Here is an 18,076-nt window from a genome sequence, read left to right as displayed (position 1 = left end):
CCCACCCCCCTCACTATCGCCGGTCGCACCTTCCAATCACGCCTAATGACCGGCAGCGGCAAGTTCGACAGCTTTGAAACCATGCGTCAGAGCCTGGCTGCCAGCGGCAGTGAAATCGTCACCGTCGCAGTGCGCCGGGTGCAGACCAACGCCCCCGGCCATGAGGGGTTAGCCGCAGCGCTGGACTGGCAGAAGCTTTGGATGCTGCCCAATACGGCAGGCTGTCAGACGGCTGACGAAGCCATCCGGGTGGCCCGATTAGGCCGTGAAATGGCCAAGCTGCTCGGCCAGGAAGACAATAACTTCGTTAAATTAGAGGTGATCCCTGACCCCAAATATCTGCTGCCTGACCCGATCGATACGCTTAAGGCAGCGGAGCAGCTGGTGAAGGAAGGCTTTGCGGTGCTGCCCTATATCAACGCTGACCCGGTGCTGGCCAAACGGCTAGAGGAAGTGGGCTGTGCGACGGTGATGCCGCTGGGCTCGCCGATTGGTTCGGGTCAGGGCATTCGCAATGCCGCGAGCATTCAGATTATTGTCGAGAATGCTCAGATTCCAGTGGTAGTCGATGCGGGGATTGGGACGCCCAGCGAGGCAGCCTATTCGATGGAGCTGGGAGCCGATGCGCTGCTAATCAATACCGCGATCGCCAAAGCTACCGACCCGGTCGCCATGGGGCGGGCCATGGGGCTAGCCACTGAAGCGGGACGGCTCGCCTATCTAGCCGGTCGAATTCCGGTCAAAACCCACGCCAGCGCCAGCTCGCCTACCACCGGGCAGGTCAGCCATTAGCCTGAGTCATGCCGATATGCCGCCGGGCTCGTACCTGAGCAATCCCTATCTTCTGAAAGAGATAGGGCAGGGATACTGGAAAACTTTGCAAACTTTTGTTACGATTATGTCAAAGCAATTAGAGGGAACTGAAACCTATGCGTTACACCACTGAAGAAGGCGGCCGTCTCAACAACTTTGCAGTCGAGCCCAAGATGTATGAGGCCGAGCCTCCCACCTCTGGGCAAAAGCGCAACTACATCATCATTGGTGTTGCTGCCCTGAGCCTGGTGGGCGGGCTGTTTGCCGTAGCTGCTTCAGTCTCTTAGGTTCAGTCTCCAAAATTATAAGGTCCTGAATCCGGTTCCCAATGATTTGGGGCCGGATTTTACCATTTTTCTAAACTCCCACGCCCTATTGCTCCGCTTCCTGGTCAACACCCGCTAACAAACCCACCATCAACGGCCCAATTTATCGTCCTCAGCTATTAATCCATCAAAAATTGAATCGCGCACTACAAAAAAACGATCTAAGCTAGGCAAATTGGTCAATTGCAAAGAGATTGGTTCGAGGCATGAGTATGGAACTGGCAGCCCGCGTCCGAGAAGTTGCGCCTTCAATGACGCTGGCGATTTCAGCCCAGGCGAAGGCAATGCGGCAGGAAGGATTGGATATTTGCAGCTTCAGCGCTGGCGAGCCTGACTTTGATACGCCAACCCATATCCGCGAAGCCGCTAAAACGGCATTAGACGAAGGCAAGACTCGCTATGGTCCAACGGCGGGCGAGCCGCTGCTGCGCCAGGCAATTGCTAACAAACTCCAGTCTGACAATCAGCTTAGCTATAGCCCCGACCAGATTATGGTGACCAACGGCGGCAAGCAGTCGCTGTTTAACCTGATGATGGCGATGATTGCACCGGGAGACGAGGTGATTATCCCGGCACCTTACTGGGTGAGCTATCCCGAGATGGTGACGATAGCGCGCGGTAAGCCGGTAATCGTACCGACGGCGATGGAGAGCCAGTACAAAATTACGCCAGCTCAGCTGCGCCAGGCGATCACGCCCCAAACGCGGCTATTTATCCTGAATTCGCCGTCAAACCCAACCGGCATGGTCTATACGCCCGACGAGATCCGCGCCCTGGCCGAAGTTGTGGTCGAGGCGGGTATCTGGGTGGTCTCAGATGAAATTTATGAAAAAATTCTCTATGACGATGCTACTCACCTGAGCATTGGCGCAGCTAGTCCAGCCGCTTTTGAGCGCACCATTACCAGCAATGGATTTGCCAAGGGCTATGCGATGACCGGCTGGCGCATTGGCTATCTGGCCGGACCGCAAGAGCTAATTCAGGCGGCTAGTAAAATCCAGAGCCACAGTACGTCGAACGTCTGCACCTTTGCTCAGTATGGCGCGATCGCGGCCCTCGAAGGCCCTCCAGACTGTGTTGAAACCATGCGCCAGGCCTTTGCCAAACGCCGTCGGACCATCGTTGAACGGGTGCGCGCAATCCCAGGTTTGACCTGCGTTGACCCCCAGGGCGCGTTCTATCTATTCGTAGATATCAGCAAACTGGGAGCAGACTCAGTCGAGTTTTGCGAAAGGCTGCTTAATGAAAAGCACGTCGCCATCATCCCAGGTGCTGCCTTCGGTACGCCAGAGACAATCCGGATTTCCTATGCGACCGATTTAGACACCATCGAGCGCGGCATGGATCGGCTAGCAGAATTTGTCCAAGCCTATCTGTGAGGTAAGGATTAGTAGACCCATGCAATTCTGACACTTAAACCCATTTGCTGAGTTATTTGCTTAACGCTAATTCTCCCTAATCCAGGCTCCGACCATACGGGTGGGAATATGCACCAGCGGATGGGCAAATAGGGCTTCTACAGCTGCATCTCCACCTGCCCGAAGGGCTCGCTGGAGCTGGTTTTTGAAGGCCGGACGCTGTTCAATGGCAGCAGCGACGGTTTGCTCGGCGGCTTTCTCTGGGCGGGGTTTCTGGGCGGCCTGGTCCAGCAGGGATTGAATATCCGCTTTTAGACTCAGATACTCCTCCTGCGACATCGCTGGCTCCACAGCGGCGGGCGCGAAACGCTGTACCGCTCCGGCCAGGTCGATGCCGGTAGCCTGTCGCAGCTGCTCGGTAAACGCGATCGCTTTTGTCGCCGCGCTGCCGCCGTCGCTGTCGATTACCGTGACGTTCTGCACCTGCACCTCTGGCACCGTTGCCGTTAGGGTCTTCAGCAACACCTCCAGCTTTTGCAGCAGGAAGATATCCCGGGCGCTAGCGCCCGCTGCCTGCCAAGATTCTGCCAGGCTCTGGGTGCCCTCCGCTAGGGCCTTGCCGTCTTCAAGGATTTGGGCCGCTTCACCCTTGGCTTCCGCGATCGCGCGTTTCGACTGAGCCTCAGCCGGGGCGATCACGTCGGCCTGGAGCTGCTGCTTCACCTGCTCAATCCGCGCTTGCTGCACTGGCACATCGGCCTGAATCCGGGCCAGCTCTGAGGCAATGTCGGCCTCCGCCTCGGCGACGACGGCCTCCCGCTTAGTCAGCGCATCGGTAATCCGGCGTTCGGCTTCAGCAGTAGCGATGCCAATATCGCGATCCAGGCGGCGGAGGGCGGTCTTTTTATCATTCTCGGCAGCCTGGATCTCTGACTCTGCCCGCGTTTCAGCTTCGGCAATGCGAGCATCCCGCAGCAGGTCGGCCTGCTGTTTGCGGCCGATCGAGTCGAGATAGCGTACATCGTCGGAAATATTCTGAATTTGCAGCGTATCCAGCACCAGACCGAGCTGCTCCAGGTCATCTTCGGCCTCATCCAGCAGACTACGGGCAAAGGCAATTTTGTCTTCGTTTACCTGTTCCGGGGTTAGGGTTGCCAGCACGCCCCGTAGGTTGCCTTCGAGGGTTTCTTTGGCAATTTGCTCAACTTCCTTGCGGGTTTTGCCCAGCAGTCGCTCAATTGCATTGTGAATAGTGGGGTCTTCCCCCGCAATTTTGATATTGGCTACCCCTTCAACCTGGAGGGGAATACCACCTTTAGAGTAGGCATTCGAGACCCGCAGCTCAATAATCATATTGGTCAAGTCCATCCGCAAAGCCCGCTCTAGCAGCGGCACCCGGATGCTGCTGCCGCCCTTGACCAGACGATAGCCGACGCGCCGATCGCTGCTGGTGCGCTGGGAACTGCCCGCGAAAATCAGGATTTCGTTCGGCTGGCAAATGTAGTAGAGGTTGCGAATAACCAGGACAATGCTGCCTGTCCCAGCCCCGAGAATGACCAGCAGCGTGATAATTGCGCCCATTTAAGCACCTCCTTGCTGATGACGATTTAGCGTTCCGGTAACATCGATGCCTAGGGTCCGGTCTACCCGATCCAAGAACTGTCGCACCATTTCAGGATAGACATTGACCAGGCTGGCAATGGACTGTCCGTCCCCTTTATCAATGATGTTGATGTGGTCCAGATGGACGCGCTGGGGGATTTCGGCGGCCTGCTTCAGCACCATTTCAATTTGCTGAATCAGAAAAATCTCCGTGGCTTCCATGCCCGTCTCCTGCCAGACCTTGGCCAGCATGTCATTCACCAGCGCCGCCGCTTTCGCATCTTCCAATAGTGCTGCTGACCGGCCTTTTGCTTGTAGCTCCTGCGCCTGCCGTCGCGCTTCGGCAGGCAGCACCTCATCGGCCTCTAACCGCAGCCGTTCTAGCTTCGAGCGCACCTCCTGCAGCTGCTGCTCAGCCCTGGCCCGGGCCTCACGGGCGGCAGCTTCAGTCCGTTCTTCTTCGGAGCGGGCCCGCTGTTCGAGTTCGGCCTTGATCCGGCGCAGCTCGTTTTGCTTTTGCTGAATAATCGCTAGCGCCTGGGTTTTAGCCACCTGTGCCGCCTGCTGGGCTGCTGCTTCCTGCTGCTCGGCCTCGGTCAGGGCGCTGGACTCGGCAATTTCAGCATCCCGGACAATCTGGGCAATGCGGCGGCGGCCAATGGAGCTGAGGTAGTCTACCTGGTCAGAGACGCTCTGAATTTTCAGCGTATCGAGCTGTAGCCCCAGCTTGGCCAGATCGCGGGAGACATCCTGGGCAATCCGATCGGCGAATTCCAGCCGGTCTTCATTAATCTGTTCGGGGGTGAGGGTGGCGACGACGCCGCGCAGGTTTCCTTCCAGGGTTTCGCGGGATACCCGGCGGATCTCCTGCTGCTCATGGTCTAAGAACCGCTCGATGGCGTTGCCCACCACCTGCGGGTCGCTGGAAATTTTGACGTTTGCGATCGCGTGAATATCTAGAGGAGTACCGCCTTTGGAATAGGCATTGGTCACCTCCACCGGTACCGGCATGGTGGTCAGGTCCATGCGTTTTACCGTCTCTAGAATCGGGATAGCAATCACCCGCCCGCCAAAAATCACCCGATAGCCCATTTCCCGACCGTCGCGGCTGCGGTGCTTGCGGCCCGACAAAATCAGCAGCTCGTTGGGATCGCAGATCTGCATAAAGCTGTTGATAAACCAGATCACCAGCACCACCCCAAAAATGGTCAGCGCAATGGGGACAGCTGATAACAGCGGAGATACGCTATCTGAGCGTAGCGGTGGAGCGGTCTCCGGCGGTGCCTCAGCCAGTATGAAGCGATCGCCTTCAGCTAAATCTTGCGTAAACTTCGAACTCATCGTCCGTCTCCTGAGAGCACAGCAGCAAATTTGAACATGGAAACGCTGGGGAGGTTTTTAACCGAGCAGCCCTGCTTATTGCTCCTCATCCTTCTGAGTGGAACTGAGACTCAGACAGAACCCAGGCATGGTTTTTGCGTACTTCAACCACGACCACTCGGTCGCCCGCCGCAAAGCTGCCCTCATGGGTTAGGGCTAGCATGTCCAGGGTAGAGTTTTTCAAATACAGGCGAATTTTGCCCCGCGTGGCGGCATCAAAAGGAACCTCCACCACAGCAGAAACGCCTACTAGGTCTTCAGCCAGGGTAAAGCTATCGGCATGGTTCTGCCGGAGCGATCGCAGAATCGCGGCTACGGCTAAGCCCATAATGAGGCCCATAGTGAGCGCGATCGCCAAGATAGTGCCAGCCGCCAGCTCCAACTGAGTGAGGGTGAGGGCTACCCCGGTCAGGCCAAAAAAGCAGACGCCAAAGGTCCAAAATTTGAAGCTCAGCAGAATATCGAGCCAGGCCAGACCCGACTGCCGCCGTTGCCAGGGCGATCGCCGTCGGGCGGAACTAGCGCGATCTCGAAATTCGAAATCGGTTTCGAGTTCAGTATCGGCATCCGCATCAAGATCGACATCAACGTCGACAATATCGGCCCCATCAATGCCGCCAAAGGCCGCGAGGGCAACAAATATGCCGCCAACAATAGAGCAGAAGCCGTAAAGGGTTAGCATTACTTTATGGGTTGCCGATGGCTCGATTTTAGCCAGCCCTACCCCAAACGTCGATATTATTTGTCATTTCTTCTTAAGAGATGGCGTTAGGCCAAACCTAGAAACAGCTGCGCCAGGTTTCACGGAATTGAACGCTGTTTGGGCCTTTTGCCCAAGAGTCTCTTTTATTGTAGCTTTGGCTACCTTAAGCAAATCTTCAGTCATCTGGAGTGGTTGATTTCCAACTGCCGCACTAGCGCCAAATGCGATGTTCGGCCCATTTGCCCAGGCTGAGGATTAGCCATACCAGGAAAGTACCGAGCAGGCAGAGCTGCCAGAGGCCGCAGCCCGCTGCGACACCTAGGGCGGCGGCGCTCCAGATGGCTGCGGCTGAGGTTAGACCCTTGACCAGGGGCTTACTCCGGCTGTCTTCCCGCGACTGGTAGACGATTTCGCCCGCGCCCAAAAAGCCGACTCCCGTGGCGACGCCCTGGATTGTGCGGCTGAGGGCATTGAGATCTAGCTCCTCAAACTGGAGCGGAATTAGGACAAAGAAGGCCGAGCCCAGCGTGGTCAGCATATAGGTTCTGAGGCCAGCGGCCTTGCCTTCGGCTTCTCGGTTCCAGCCGATGACTGCGCCTGCGGCCAGGGCCAGGGCCAGCCGCCCCAGCAGGTCTAGCTCACCCGGATTGACCATCAGGGCTCGATCGCGGCGGGCTGCAGCGGGCTGGCGGCGGGCTCCCCGTCGAGGGCCGACTTGAGCGCAAATTTGAGCTTGCCGTCCTTCAGGTCAATTAGCACCGTGCTGCCTTCGGTAAAGGTATTTTCTAGGATGCGGGTCGCGATCGGGTTTTCCAGCTCGCGCTGAATGGCACGCTTCAGCGGTCGAGCCCCGTAGGTGGGGTCGTAGCCCGTTTCGGCCAGGTAGGCGATCGCGGCTTCCGACAGCTGGAGGGTAATCTTTTGATCGACCAGCAGCTTGTGAATTCGCTTCAGCTGAATCACGACGATGCTCTGGAGCTCCTTCAGGCTGAGGGCGTGGAACAGAATCAGGTCGTCTACCCGGTTGAGAAATTCGGGACGGAAGTGCGATCGCAGCGCCGACAGCACCCGCTTGCGCATTTCTTCGTATTGGGTATCGTCGCCCGACACGTCCAGAATATGCTCGCTGCCGATGTTGCTGGTCATCACAATCACCGTATTGCGGAAATCGACCGTACGGCCCTGGGAGTCGGTAATTCGGCCATCGTCAAGCACCTGGAGGAGAATGTTGAACACATCCGTATGGGCCTTTTCGACCTCATCCAACAGAACAACCGAGTAGGGCCGCCGCCGTACCGCTTCGGAAAGCTGGCCGCCTTCCTCATAGCCGACGTAGCCGGGGGGCGCGCCCACCAAGCGAGAAACCGCATGTTTCTCCATATATTCCGACATGTCCACCCGGATTAGGGCCTCATCCGTGTCGAACAGAAAGGCCGCTAGCGCCCGGGCCAGCTCGGTTTTACCGACGCCGGTCGGCCCCATAAACAGAAAAGAGCCAATCGGTCGGCCCGGGTCTTTCATTCCCGCTCGGGCTCGCCGAATTGCGGCTGAGACCGCCGCTACGGCTTCATCCTGGCCGATCACCTGCTGGTGCAGATGGCCCTCTAGCTGGAGCAGCTTCTGCCGCTCGGACTCCATCAGCCGGTTCACCGGAATGCCCGTCCACTTGGCCACAATCTCGGCAATGTCGGTTTCGGTCACCTGTTCCCGCAGCAGGGTAGCTCCCTTAGACTGCACCTCTTGCAGCCGCGCTTCCAGAATCTCGCGATCGCGCTGCACCGTCTCTAGCCGACCATACTTGAGCTGGGCGGCCCGGGTCAGGTCGTAGGCTCGCTCGGCCTGCTCAATCTGCACCCGCATGTGGTCTTCTTCTTCTTTCAGCGCATTAATTGAGTCGAGGGTTTGTTTCTCGTTTTGCCACTGTTCATTTAGCTTCTGCTGTTTATTCGAGAGAGCAACAATCTCTTTCTTAATCCGGGTTAGCCGCTGTTTAGAATTGCGGTAGGCCGGGCCGGAGGTTTCTTCTTCCCCTTCTAAAGAGAGTTTTTCCATCTCCAGCTGCATCAGCCGCCGGTCAATGGTTTCCAGCTCCACCGGCTTGGAGGTAATCTCCATCTTCAGCTTGGCCGCTGCCTCGTCAATTAGGTCGATGGCCTTATCGGGCAGAAAGCGATCGCTAATGTACCGGTCTGACAGCGTTGCCGCCGCCACCAGGGCCGAGTCCACAATCTTGACGCCGTGGTGCACCTCGTAGCGCTCCTTCAGCCCGCGCAGAATGGAGATCGCCGTCTCTACATTCGGCTGATTGACATAGACCTGCTGGAATCGCCGCTCCAGAGCCGCGTCTTTTTCAATATATTTGCGATATTCGTCTAGCGTGCTGGCCCCGATGCAGCGCAGCTCGCCCCGGGCCAGCATCGGCTTCAGCAGGTTGCCCGCGTCGATGTTGCTCTGACCCGCTCCGGCCCCGACGACGGTATGCAGCTCGTCGATGAATAGAACAATCTGGCCGCCCGACTCGGTCACTTCCTTCAGCACCGAGCGCAGCCGGTCTTCAAACTCGCCCCGATATTTAGCGCCGGCAATCAGCGCCCCCATGTCGAGGGAAATCAGCTTGCGGTTCTTCAGCGACTCGGGCACGTCGCCGTTGACGATGCGCTGGGCCAGGGCTTCTGCGATCGCGGTCTTCCCTACCCCCGGCTCGCCGATCAGCACCGGATTATTCTTCGTCCGGCGCGAGAGCACCTGGATCACCCGGCGAATTTCCTCATCGCGGCCAATCACCGGGTCGAGCTGGCCTGCCTTAGCCTGCTCGGTCAGGTCGCGGCCATATTTTTCTAGCGCCTGGTAGCTGTTCTCAGGCGTCTGGCTGGTCACCGTCTGGCGTCCGCGAACGGCGAGAATGGCCGCCATCATCTGGGCGCTATCGACGTTGAAGCCGCTTAGTAGGGGCTGCCCCACCCGCTCATCCTCGACGAACCCCAGCAGCAGGTGCTCGACCGAGATAAATTTATCCTGCAAGTTCGTCCGGGCGGCTTCGGCCTGGTCCAGCATCCGGTCCAGACTCTGGCCCAGGTAGAGATGGCCATCGGCGGCGGCGCGGACGCGGGCCTGCCGCTTGGCAAAGGTCTCCAGCTCCTGCAAAATCAGCTCGGGGTTCAGCTCAACCTTTTCGAGGATCTGATCGGCCAGGCCCGTCTGCTCTAGCAGCGCAATCGTCACATGCTCGACTTCGAGATACTGCTGACGAAAGCGGCGGGCGACGTCTTGGGCTTCGACAATGGCATCCCAGGCTTTGGCGGTGAACTGGTCGGGATCGGTTGGCTGCATATGGGCGGAAACGGCTGGGGAGCAGGTATCGTTTTATTAAGTTAGTAATAGCTCAGTATAACAACCGGCGGTCGGGATAAACGGCTCTCTGTGAGCTGTCCGGCTGGGGCGGGATGTCGATACAATGGGAACCTGTGACCTGAATCTACTCCCTGAATCTAACTCCTGTGACGACCGATGGCTTCCGATAATTCAAGTTCTAGCGATCGCGGTGGCTCCAGCCTGGAAGAAATCCGGGCGGCGCGATTGCAAAAGGTGGCAGAGCTGAGGCAGCTGGGGCTCAATCCCTACGCCTACAGCTGGGACGTTACCCATCGGGCGGCAGATCTCCAGGCCAAGTTTGCCGACCTAGAGGCCGGGGCAGAGGTCGATTTTGCCGTTTCCCTGGCCGGTCGGGTGCTGGCCCGGCGCGTATTTGGCAAGCTGGCCTTTTTTGCCCTTCAGGATGAAACTGGCACCATCCAGCTCTACCTGGATAAAAAAAAGATTCAGGCATCGATGGCCGCAGCCGACCCGCAGGCGTTTAGCCACCTGAAGCAGCTGACCGACGCCGGGGACATTCTGGGCGTGGAGGGCACGATCAAGCGGACGGACAAGGGCGAGCTCTCGGTCAACGTCAGCCGCTATGCCGTTCTGACTAAGTCGCTACTGCCGCTGCCCGACAAGTGGCACGGGCTGACCGATGTGGCTAAGCGCTATCGCCAGCGCTACGTGGACCTGATTGTCAATCCCACCGTGCGCGAGACCTTTCGCAAGCGCGCCCTGATCACTGCCTCGATTCGCCGCCACCTGGACCAGCAGGGCTTTATCGAAATTGAGACGCCGGTGCTCCAGCCCGAGGCTGGGGGGGCCGACGCCCGCCCCTTCGTCACCTACCACAACACGCTGGACATGGAGCTGTACCTGCGGATCGCCACAGAGCTGCACCTGAAGCGGCTGATCGTCGGCGGCTTTGAGAAAATCTTTGAGCTGGGCCGAATTTTTCGCAACGAGGGCATCTCCACCCGCCACAATCCCGAATTTACGTCGATCGAGCTGTACCAGGCCTACACCGACTATGTCGGCATGATGGACCTGACCGAGGCGCTGATTGTCACCGCCGCTCAGGACGTGATTGGCAGCACCCAGATCACCTATCAGGGTCAGGCTGTGGACCTCAGCCCGCCCTGGCCCCGGCTGACCATGCACGCCGCCGTAGAGGCAAAAACCGGGATTGATTTTACCCCGCTGACGACGGTCGAAGCGGCCCGGGCAGCGGCTTCTGAGGTCGGCATCACCGGACTAGAAGACTGTACCAGCGTCGGCCAGGTGCTAAATCAGGCCTTTGAGCAGCGGGTCGAAGCGACGCTAATTCAGCCCACCTTCATCATCGACTACCCGGTGGAAATTTCGCCCCTGGCCAAGCCCCATCGGGAAAAAGCCGGGCTGGTGGAGCGGTTTGAGCTGTTTATCGTCGGTCGGGAGACGGCCAATAGTTTCTCAGAGCTGACCGACCCAGTGGACCAGCGGCAGCGGCTGGAGGCCCAGGCGGCGAAAAAGGCGGCGGGTGACCTGGAGGCCCAGGGCGTGGATGAGGACTTTCTGACCGCGCTGGAATACGGCATGCCCCCCACCGGCGGCATGGGTATGGGCATCGACCGGCTGGTGATGCTGCTGACCGACTCGGCCAGCATTCGCGACGCGATCGCGTTTCCCCTGCTCAAGCCCGAACGCCCTGAGGGCGCCGAATAACCATGCAGACCGGACCCAAACTCCCCAAGCTCTATGAAGGCAAAGCCAAGATCCTCTACGCCACGGACGATCCGGAGGTCGTGCTGACCTACTTCAAAGACGATGCCACGGCCTTTAACGCTCAGAAGCGGGGCCAGATTCTGAATAAGGGCGTCGTCAACTGCGCCATGTCTACCCACCTGTTTCAGCTGCTCGAAGCGCGGGGAGTTGCCACCCACTGGCTGGATACGACCCGCGATCGCGAAATGCGAGTTAGGTGCGTCCAGATCGTGCCGCTGGAAGTCGTCGTGAGAAATATCGCAGCGGGCAGCCTCTGTAAGCAAACCAGCATTCCCCTAGGCCAGGCGCTGACGCCGCCGCTGGTCGAATTCTGCTATAAAAATGACGACCTGGGCGACCCGCTGCTGACGACTGGGCGAATCTACGCCATGGGTCTAGCGAACGAAGCTCTGGTGGCCCAGCTGCGGCAGCAGGCGCTCACGATCAACCAGATTCTGTCCGATTTTTTTCAGACCTGCGGCATTACCCTAGTAGACTTCAAGCTTGAGTTTGGCCACGACAGCAAAGGGACGCTGCTGCTGGCCGACGAAATCAGCCCTGATACCTGTCGCCTGTGGGATCGGGCCGAGTCAGACCCACAGCGGCGGGTGATGGATAAAGACCGCTTCCGGCAGGACCTGGGTGATGTAGAAACGGCCTATCAGCGGGTGCTAGATCGGATTTTGGCACAGCTCGCCTGAGTGCTGGGGACGGCAGTAGGGTAAAATCTGTCCGATTAACGAGCTGAGCATATCAAGCTTCCAACCTTAGCAGCGCCGGGGAACTTCCTTTGAGTTTCCCTGCGTCCCCGTGAGAAGTGAATGAAGGTTAACCCTATGCGTGTTTCACCGGCCCTTTTGGCCTGCTGTACCCTGAGCGCGATCGCGGCCCTGTCGGCTCCGGCGCAGGCATCGCCGTCTGGGTGGGTCGAGTCTCCAACTCAGCTAGCCCAAACGCCAGAATCGCCCGCCGAAAGTGACGCCCCGACTGAGTCGCCAGAGGAACCCGCCGCCGAACCCGATGCAGAGGTCATTGAAGATATCGATGAGGCGCTTGAAGACATCGATGAAGACGTAGACGTCATCGAAACGGATGACGCCGTTCCCGATACCGGCGCGGGCGATGTCATCCCGGGGCCAGGCGGTGAGCAAGACGGCTCCCCGGCACTTGAGATTGAGATCGACGGCGACGACCCAGCCGACCCGCCGAGTTTTGAAGAAGAAGTTCAGGATGCGATCGAAGAAGCGCAGCCGGAAGTGCCTCCTGGTGAGCCGGAAGCGCCCCAGGTTGAGCCGACCGAGCCTGGGGAAGACGCGGTTGAGCAGGTGCCGGAAGAAACCCGCGTCCTGGTCTCCGAAGTTGCGGTTGCCTCAGCTACCAATGAGCCCCTGACCGACGAGCTGATCGATGCTGTCTATCGGGCCGCTCAGACAGAGCCGGGCCGAACGGCCACTCGTTCCCAGCTTCAGGCAGACATCAACAACATCTTTGGCACAGGCTTTTTCTCGAATGTAGAAGCCCTACCCGAAGATACGCCCCTAGGGGTGCGAGTCACCTTTTTAGTCGATCCCAATCCGGTGCTGACCGAAGTCGATGTGCGGGAGACTCAGGTGCTGCCCCAGGAGGTAGTAGATGAAATCTTTGCCCCCCAGTACGGCGAAGTGCTTAACCTGATCGACTTGCAGGATGGCATCGTAGACCTCAATCAGTGGTATCAGGACAATGGCTACGTGCTGGCCCAGGTCACAGCAGCCCCTCAAATTTCCGATAGCGGCGTGGTGACGCTGATTGTAGCGGAAGGGGTGATCGAGTCCTTTGAGGTGCGCTATATTACTCCCGATGGGGATACCGTTGACGAAGATGGCGAGCCAGTTGATGGTCGAACCCGTCCCTTCATTGTCACTCGCGAGTTTGAAACGCAGCCCGGAGATGTCTTCCAGCAGCAGCAGATCCAGGAAGACCTGCGCCGAGCCTTTAATCTTGGCATTTTTGACGATATTCGCCTGTCGCTCGACCCCGGCGATGAGGATCCACGTCAGGTCAAAGTGAACGTGAATATCGCCGAGCGCAATACCGGCTCGGTCGGGGCCGCAGTCGGCTTCAACCTGGCGGGCGACATCTTTGGTCAGGTGAGCTATAACCAGGATAACTTCGGCGGCAATAATCAAAAGCTACGGGCCGAGGGTCAGGTTAGCCTAGCCGGCGACTTCCTCTTTGACGTTAGCTTTACCGACCCCTGGATTGCCGGCGACCCGTTCCGTACCTCCTATACGACCCGAGCCTTCAATAGCCGGTCGATCTCGCTGATCTTTGATAACGGCGAGACCGAAGTCGAACTGCCCAATGGCGATACGCCCCGGATCAATCGCTGGGGCGGCAGTCTGAGCTTTAACCGACCGCTCGACAACGGCTGGTCGGCTTCGCTGGGGACAGGCTATGAGCGAGTGGCCGTCGTCGATAGCGACGGCGACCTATCCCCTGAAGATGAGCTGGGAAATGACCTCAGCTTTAGCGGCTCAGGCCGTGACGACCTGCTGACGGTGCAGTTTGGCGTTGTCCAGGATTTGCGCAATAGCAATATCTCACCCACCAGCGGCAGCGTTCTACGGCTGGGAACCGAACAGTCTATCCCGGTGGGAAACGGCAGTATTCTCTTTAACCGGATCCGGGGCAGCTACAGCTACTACATTCCGGTAGACATTACCGGCTTTGGCGACGGCCCTGAGGCGCTGGCCTTTAACGTCCAAGCCGGTACCGTGGTTGGCGATTTGCCGCCCTACGAAGCCTTTTCCTTAGGCGGGGTCAACTCGGTTCGGGGCTATGATGAAGGCGAGGTCGGCAGCGGTCGTTCCTTCCTCCAGGCTACGGCAGAATACCGCTTTCCGCTATTTACCTCTTTTCTGGGCGGGGCGCTCTTCCTGGATGCGGCAACCGACCTGGGCACGGGCAGCTCGGTGCCGGGCAATCCGGCTGGCGTCCGCGACAAGCCGGGGTCGGGCTTTGGCTATGGGGTCGGGCTCCGGGTGCAAACGCCGCTGGGCGCATTGCGGCTGGACTATGGCCTGAACGATCAGGGCGATTCGCAGATTCACTTTGGCTTTGGGGAGCGGTTCTAGTGAATAGGAATGCCAATGCTGAAAAGGTGACTGGTGGAGAGGTTGCAGCAGCCGGTGCGGTGCAGCAAACCCTCGCTACTGCCTTTGAACGGTCTGGCGTTGGTCTCCATTCGGGACAGCCGGTTCGGGTGCGAGTATGTCCTGCCCCGCCCAACGCGGGCCGCTACTGGGTGCGCACCGATCTGCCCGAGGCGATGCCGATTGCCGCAACGATCGATCGGGTGACTCAGACTCAGCTCTCGACGGAGCTGGGGCAGGGCGCAGCCCGGGTGCGCACGGTGGAGCACTTGCTCGCTGCGCTCAGCAGTCTAGGCGTAGACAATGCTCGCATCGAAGTAGACGGGCCGGAGGTCCCCTTGTTGGAAGGATCCGCGCTGGGCTGGGTGGAAGCTATTCAGTCGGCCCAGATTGCTCCCCAGCCTGCCCCACGCCGTACCCGGCTGCCGCTGTCTACGCCCCTTCATGTTCAGGCGGGCGACTCGTTTGTCTCTGCTTTCCCCGCCCGCCAGCCGCGTTTTACCTGCGGAATTGACTTTGACCTACCAGCGATTGGCAATCAGTGGCATAGCTGGTCACCGGCCGATGGGCCTGAGCAGTTTGCGACCGAAATCGCGCCTGCTCGCACTTTTGGGCTGGCAGACCAGATTGAGCAGCTGCGCCAGCAGGGGCTGATTCGCGGCGGCAGCCTAGATAATGCGCTGGTCTGCGGCCCGCAAGGCTGGTTAAATCCACCCCTGCGATTTGCAAATGAACCCGCTCGTCATAAACTCTTAGACTTAGTAGGAGATATGAGCCTGCTCGGGACCTTCCTGTCGGTTCACGTCATTGCCTATAAGGCGAGCCATACTCTGCATGTACAGCTCGCCCAGCAGCTGGCTCAGGCTTGCCCTGATCTGAAACCTTCTGGGGATTTTAGAGATTCTGAGAAAACTTTTCTAGAGACCAGCGGAAAGGCCGTCTAGTGAGAAAATCAGAACGGGCGCTGGCGTCCGCCTTGCCCATGTTGCTGCTTTAGAATACAACTTATGTCTACGCTCACCAATCCTCTGTCAGAAAGTGCCGAAGCGAATGGTTGTGCTGATGGGGGAACCAAGCTCATGTACAGTCTAGAAGAAATTCATCAGCTGCTGCCCCATCGCTACCCGTTTGCGCTAGTTGACCGAATTATCGAGTATGTGCCAGGGGAGCGAGCCGTTGGGATTAAAAACGTCACCTTCAACGAGCCCCATTTTCAGGGCCATTTTCCGGGACGGCCGATTATGCCAGGGGTGCTGATTGTTGAGGCGATGGCTCAGGTGGGTGGGATTGTGCTGATGCAGCTGCCCGAAGTGAGCGGGCTCTGTATGTTTGCTGGGATCAACCGGGTGAGATTTCGGCGACCGGTGGTGCCGGGGGATCAGCTTTTGATTACGACGACGCTGCTGGCGGTAAAGCGATCGCGCTTTGGCAAAATGCAGAGTCGGGCTGAAGTCGAGGGTCAGCTAGTCTGCGAGGGCGAACTGATGTTTTCAATTGTAGATTAGTTGTAATTAGCCATTCGTCGGCTATGAGGGCTATGGGGGCTATGGGGTTGTGGGAGGCACGACGTTGACAACTTTGATTCATCCTACTGCCGTGGTCCAGGCAGGGGCCGAATTGCATCCCAGTGTCCAGGTGGGTCCCTATGCTGTGATTGGAGAGAAGGTGGCAATCGGACCCAATACCCAGATTGGCGCCCATGCCGTGCTCGACGGCCACACCACAATCGGCGCCCGTAACCGGATTTTCCCCCATGCGGCGATTGGCCTAGAGCCCCAGGACCTGAAGTACGACGGATCGCTCAGCCGGGTGCAGATCGGCGATGATAACTGTATTCGAGAGTGCGTCACCGTCAATCGGCCGACCCGGCTGGGAGAGGTGACCTATATTGGCGATCGCAATTTGATCATGGCCTATAGCCACATCGCCCATAACTGTCGGATTGCCAGCAACGTGATTATCGCCAACTCGGCGGCCCTGGCCGGTCACGTCCAGATCGAAGCCTATGCTCGGATCAGCGGCATCGTGGCTGTGCATCAGTTCGTCCATATTGGCCGCTATGCCATGATTGGCGGCATGAGTCGAGTGGTGCGGGATGTCCCGCCCTATACGATGGTCGAGGGTAACCCTTCCCGGATTCGGGGGCTGAACCAAGTACTGATCAACCGCTCTGGCATTGCCCAAGAGGATGGGGGCGACGTCTACCGGGGCCTGAAGCAGGCCTATCGGCTCCTCTATCGGTCGGGGCTGAGGCTGGATGAAGCACTGAGTAAGCTGGAGCGGCTGACTGACAACGAGCGGGTACGCCATCTCTACGAATTCTTGATCAGTTCTCAAGCCGAGGGCCGCCGCGGACCGATTACAGGGCGCAGGAAATAGTCATTGGGGATGACAAAAGGCCCAAATTCGGCAGCGCCACAGCCAGTGCGGCTCTTTCTACATACGGGTGAGGTCTCGGGCGACCTGCACGGGGCGCTGCTGATCCAGGCGCTCCAGCGGCAGGCAGCGGAGCGCGGTCTGACGCTGGAGATTACGGCGGTGGGCGGCACCCGGATGGCAGCGGCAGGCGCGCAGCTGATCTGCAATACGCTATCGATGGGCGCCGTTGGCATTTTCGAGACGCTGCCCTACTACATTCGGGGGGCGCGGCTGCAGCGCCAGATTAATCGATACCTGGTCGATCATCCCCCTGACCTGGTGATTCTGATTGACTATATGGGGCCGAATATAGCGGTGGGCCGCTTTATCCGCCGCCGGCTGCCCCAGGTGCCGATGGCCTACTACATTGCGCCGCAGCAGTGGGTCTGGGCGACCCAAAAAGGCACGCGGCAAATTTTAGAAGTAGCGGATAAGCTGCTGGCTATTTTCCCTGAAGAGGCTCGCTACTACCGGCAGCAGGGCGGCAACGTCACCTGGGTAGGCCATCCGCTAGTCGATGCCCCCCTGCCCGCTCGCCAGGCGGCCCGAGCCCAGCTGGGGCTCTCAGAGTCGGAGACGGTGGTGACGCTGCTACCCGCCTCTCGCCAGCAGGAGCTGACCTATCTGCTGCCGGTGATCTTTACCGCTGCCCAAAAAATTCAGGACCGGCTGCCTGCCGTGAAGTTTCTAGTGCCGCTATCGCTGCCGGACTTTCGCGATCGCATTGCCCAGGCGATCGCCGAGTACGGTCTGACCGCAGACCTGGTTGAGACCCAGCAGCGGGCCGCGATCGCCGCGGCTGACCTGGCCATTGGTAAATCTGGCACGGCCAACCTCGAAATCGCCCTGATGGACGTGCCGCAGGTGGCGATGTATCGGCTCAGCCCGCTGACCGCGTGGCTGGCCGAGCATGTGCTAAAGTTCTCAGCGGCCTTCATCTCACCGGTGAACCTGGTGGAGATGCAGCCGATTGTGCCAGAGTTTCTGCAATGGGAGGCGACGCCAGCGGCCATTTATGAAGCCGCGATCGCACTGCTGTTAGATTCCGAAAAGCGGGCGGAAATGCGGCAAGGCTATGCCAGAATGCGCCAGGCCCTGGGCGAAGTGGGGGTATGCGACCGGGCCGCGAGGGAAATCCTCGATATGCTCTACACTAGGTCACTAAGTCAGAGTCACTAGGTCAGAGTCACTAGGTCAGATTTGACCCCTTTAAACCGGTTGGGTTTAAACTAGAGCGTTGCG

Annotated in this window: 14 protein-coding genes and 1 pseudogene; 10 read left to right on the top strand and 5 right to left on the bottom strand. The window is 58.7% G+C overall.

What is annotated here, in order from left to right:
• From IQ241_RS03215 to IQ241_RS03205, 3 genes and pseudogenes are all read left to right on the top strand, one after another.
• Positions 1 to 792, top strand: a pseudogene (locus IQ241_RS03215) (glycine oxidase ThiO); the annotation flags it as partial.
• A gap of 137 nt (positions 793 to 929) precedes the next feature.
• On the top strand, positions 930 to 1,100 hold the full coding sequence (gene psb34, locus IQ241_RS03210; RefSeq protein WP_193904966.1) for a photosystem II assembly protein Psb34: 171 nt from the start codon (positions 930 to 932) through the stop codon (positions 1,098 to 1,100).
• A gap of 251 nt (positions 1,101 to 1,351) precedes the next feature.
• A complete protein-coding gene (locus tag IQ241_RS03205) occupies positions 1,352 to 2,518 on the top strand; it encodes a pyridoxal phosphate-dependent aminotransferase (RefSeq protein WP_193904965.1) in 1,167 nt (388 codons plus the stop codon).
• A 66-nt stretch (positions 2,519 to 2,584) separates the two neighbouring features.
• On the opposite strand, the gene IQ241_RS03200 is transcribed toward IQ241_RS03205, so the two are convergent.
• The 5 genes from IQ241_RS03200 to clpB form a co-directional block, all read right to left on the bottom strand.
• Positions 2,585 to 4,078 (bottom strand): flotillin family protein, encoded by a 1,494-nt coding sequence (locus IQ241_RS03200; protein WP_193904964.1) that lies wholly within the window; start codon positions 4,076 to 4,078, stop codon positions 2,585 to 2,587.
• Entirely contained in the window at positions 4,079 to 5,440 is a 1,362-nt protein-coding gene (locus tag IQ241_RS03195) for a flotillin family protein (protein ID WP_193904963.1), read from the bottom strand.
• 85 nt (positions 5,441 to 5,525) lie between these two features.
• Positions 5,526 to 6,161, bottom strand: a complete 636-nt coding sequence (locus IQ241_RS03190; protein ID WP_193904962.1) for an NfeD family protein — start codon at positions 6,159 to 6,161, stop codon at positions 5,526 to 5,528.
• A gap of 232 nt (positions 6,162 to 6,393) precedes the next feature.
• Positions 6,394 to 6,837, bottom strand: a complete 444-nt coding sequence (locus tag IQ241_RS03185; protein WP_193904961.1) for an MgtC/SapB family protein — start codon at positions 6,835 to 6,837, stop codon at positions 6,394 to 6,396.
• Positions 6,837 to 9,512, bottom strand: a complete 2,676-nt coding sequence (gene clpB / locus IQ241_RS03180) for an ATP-dependent chaperone ClpB (RefSeq protein ID WP_193904960.1) — start codon at positions 9,510 to 9,512, stop codon at positions 6,837 to 6,839. The genes IQ241_RS03185 and clpB overlap by 1 nt, the downstream gene beginning before the upstream one ends.
• Before the next feature lie 177 nt (positions 9,513 to 9,689).
• Here clpB and lysS point away from each other — a divergent pair, with 177 nt between their 5' ends.
• From lysS to lpxB, 7 genes are all read left to right on the top strand, one after another.
• Entirely contained in the window at positions 9,690 to 11,243 is a 1,554-nt protein-coding gene (gene lysS, locus IQ241_RS03175; RefSeq protein ID WP_193904959.1) for a lysine--tRNA ligase, read from the top strand.
• Between the two features lie 2 nt (positions 11,244 to 11,245).
• Positions 11,246 to 11,983 (top strand): phosphoribosylaminoimidazolesuccinocarboxamide synthase, encoded by a 738-nt coding sequence (purC, locus tag IQ241_RS03170; protein ID WP_193904958.1) that lies wholly within the window; start codon positions 11,246 to 11,248, stop codon positions 11,981 to 11,983.
• 135 nt (positions 11,984 to 12,118) lie between these two features.
• Positions 12,119 to 14,398: a BamA/TamA family outer membrane protein gene (locus IQ241_RS03165; protein ID WP_193904957.1), complete on the top strand. Its 2,280-nt coding sequence runs from the start codon at positions 12,119 to 12,121 to the stop codon at positions 14,396 to 14,398.
• A complete protein-coding gene (gene lpxC, locus IQ241_RS03160) occupies positions 14,398 to 15,360 on the top strand; it encodes a UDP-3-O-acyl-N-acetylglucosamine deacetylase (protein ID WP_322743558.1) in 963 nt (320 codons plus the stop codon). Before IQ241_RS03165 ends, lpxC begins: the two co-directional genes overlap by 1 nt.
• Before the next feature lie 63 nt (positions 15,361 to 15,423).
• Positions 15,424 to 15,921, top strand: a complete 498-nt coding sequence (fabZ, locus tag IQ241_RS03155; RefSeq protein WP_193904956.1) for a 3-hydroxyacyl-ACP dehydratase FabZ — start codon at positions 15,424 to 15,426, stop codon at positions 15,919 to 15,921.
• 64 nt (positions 15,922 to 15,985) lie between these two features.
• Positions 15,986 to 16,795: an acyl-ACP--UDP-N-acetylglucosamine O-acyltransferase gene (gene lpxA / locus IQ241_RS03150; protein WP_193904955.1), complete on the top strand. Its 810-nt coding sequence runs from the start codon at positions 15,986 to 15,988 to the stop codon at positions 16,793 to 16,795.
• Positions 16,796 to 16,804: 9 nt separating this feature from the next.
• Complete coding sequence (gene lpxB / locus IQ241_RS03145) at positions 16,805 to 18,013, top strand: lipid-A-disaccharide synthase (protein ID WP_228021319.1); 1,209 nt, start codon at positions 16,805 to 16,807, stop codon at positions 18,011 to 18,013.
• Positions 18,014 to 18,076 lie beyond the last annotated feature (63 nt).

Origin of the sequence: Vasconcelosia minhoensis LEGE 07310, assembly GCF_015207255.1 — a bacterium.
Lineage (GTDB): Bacteria > Cyanobacteriota > Cyanobacteriia > Phormidesmidales > Phormidesmidaceae > Vasconcelosia > Vasconcelosia minhoensis.
This window is presented reverse-complemented; position numbering and strand designations above follow the sequence as displayed.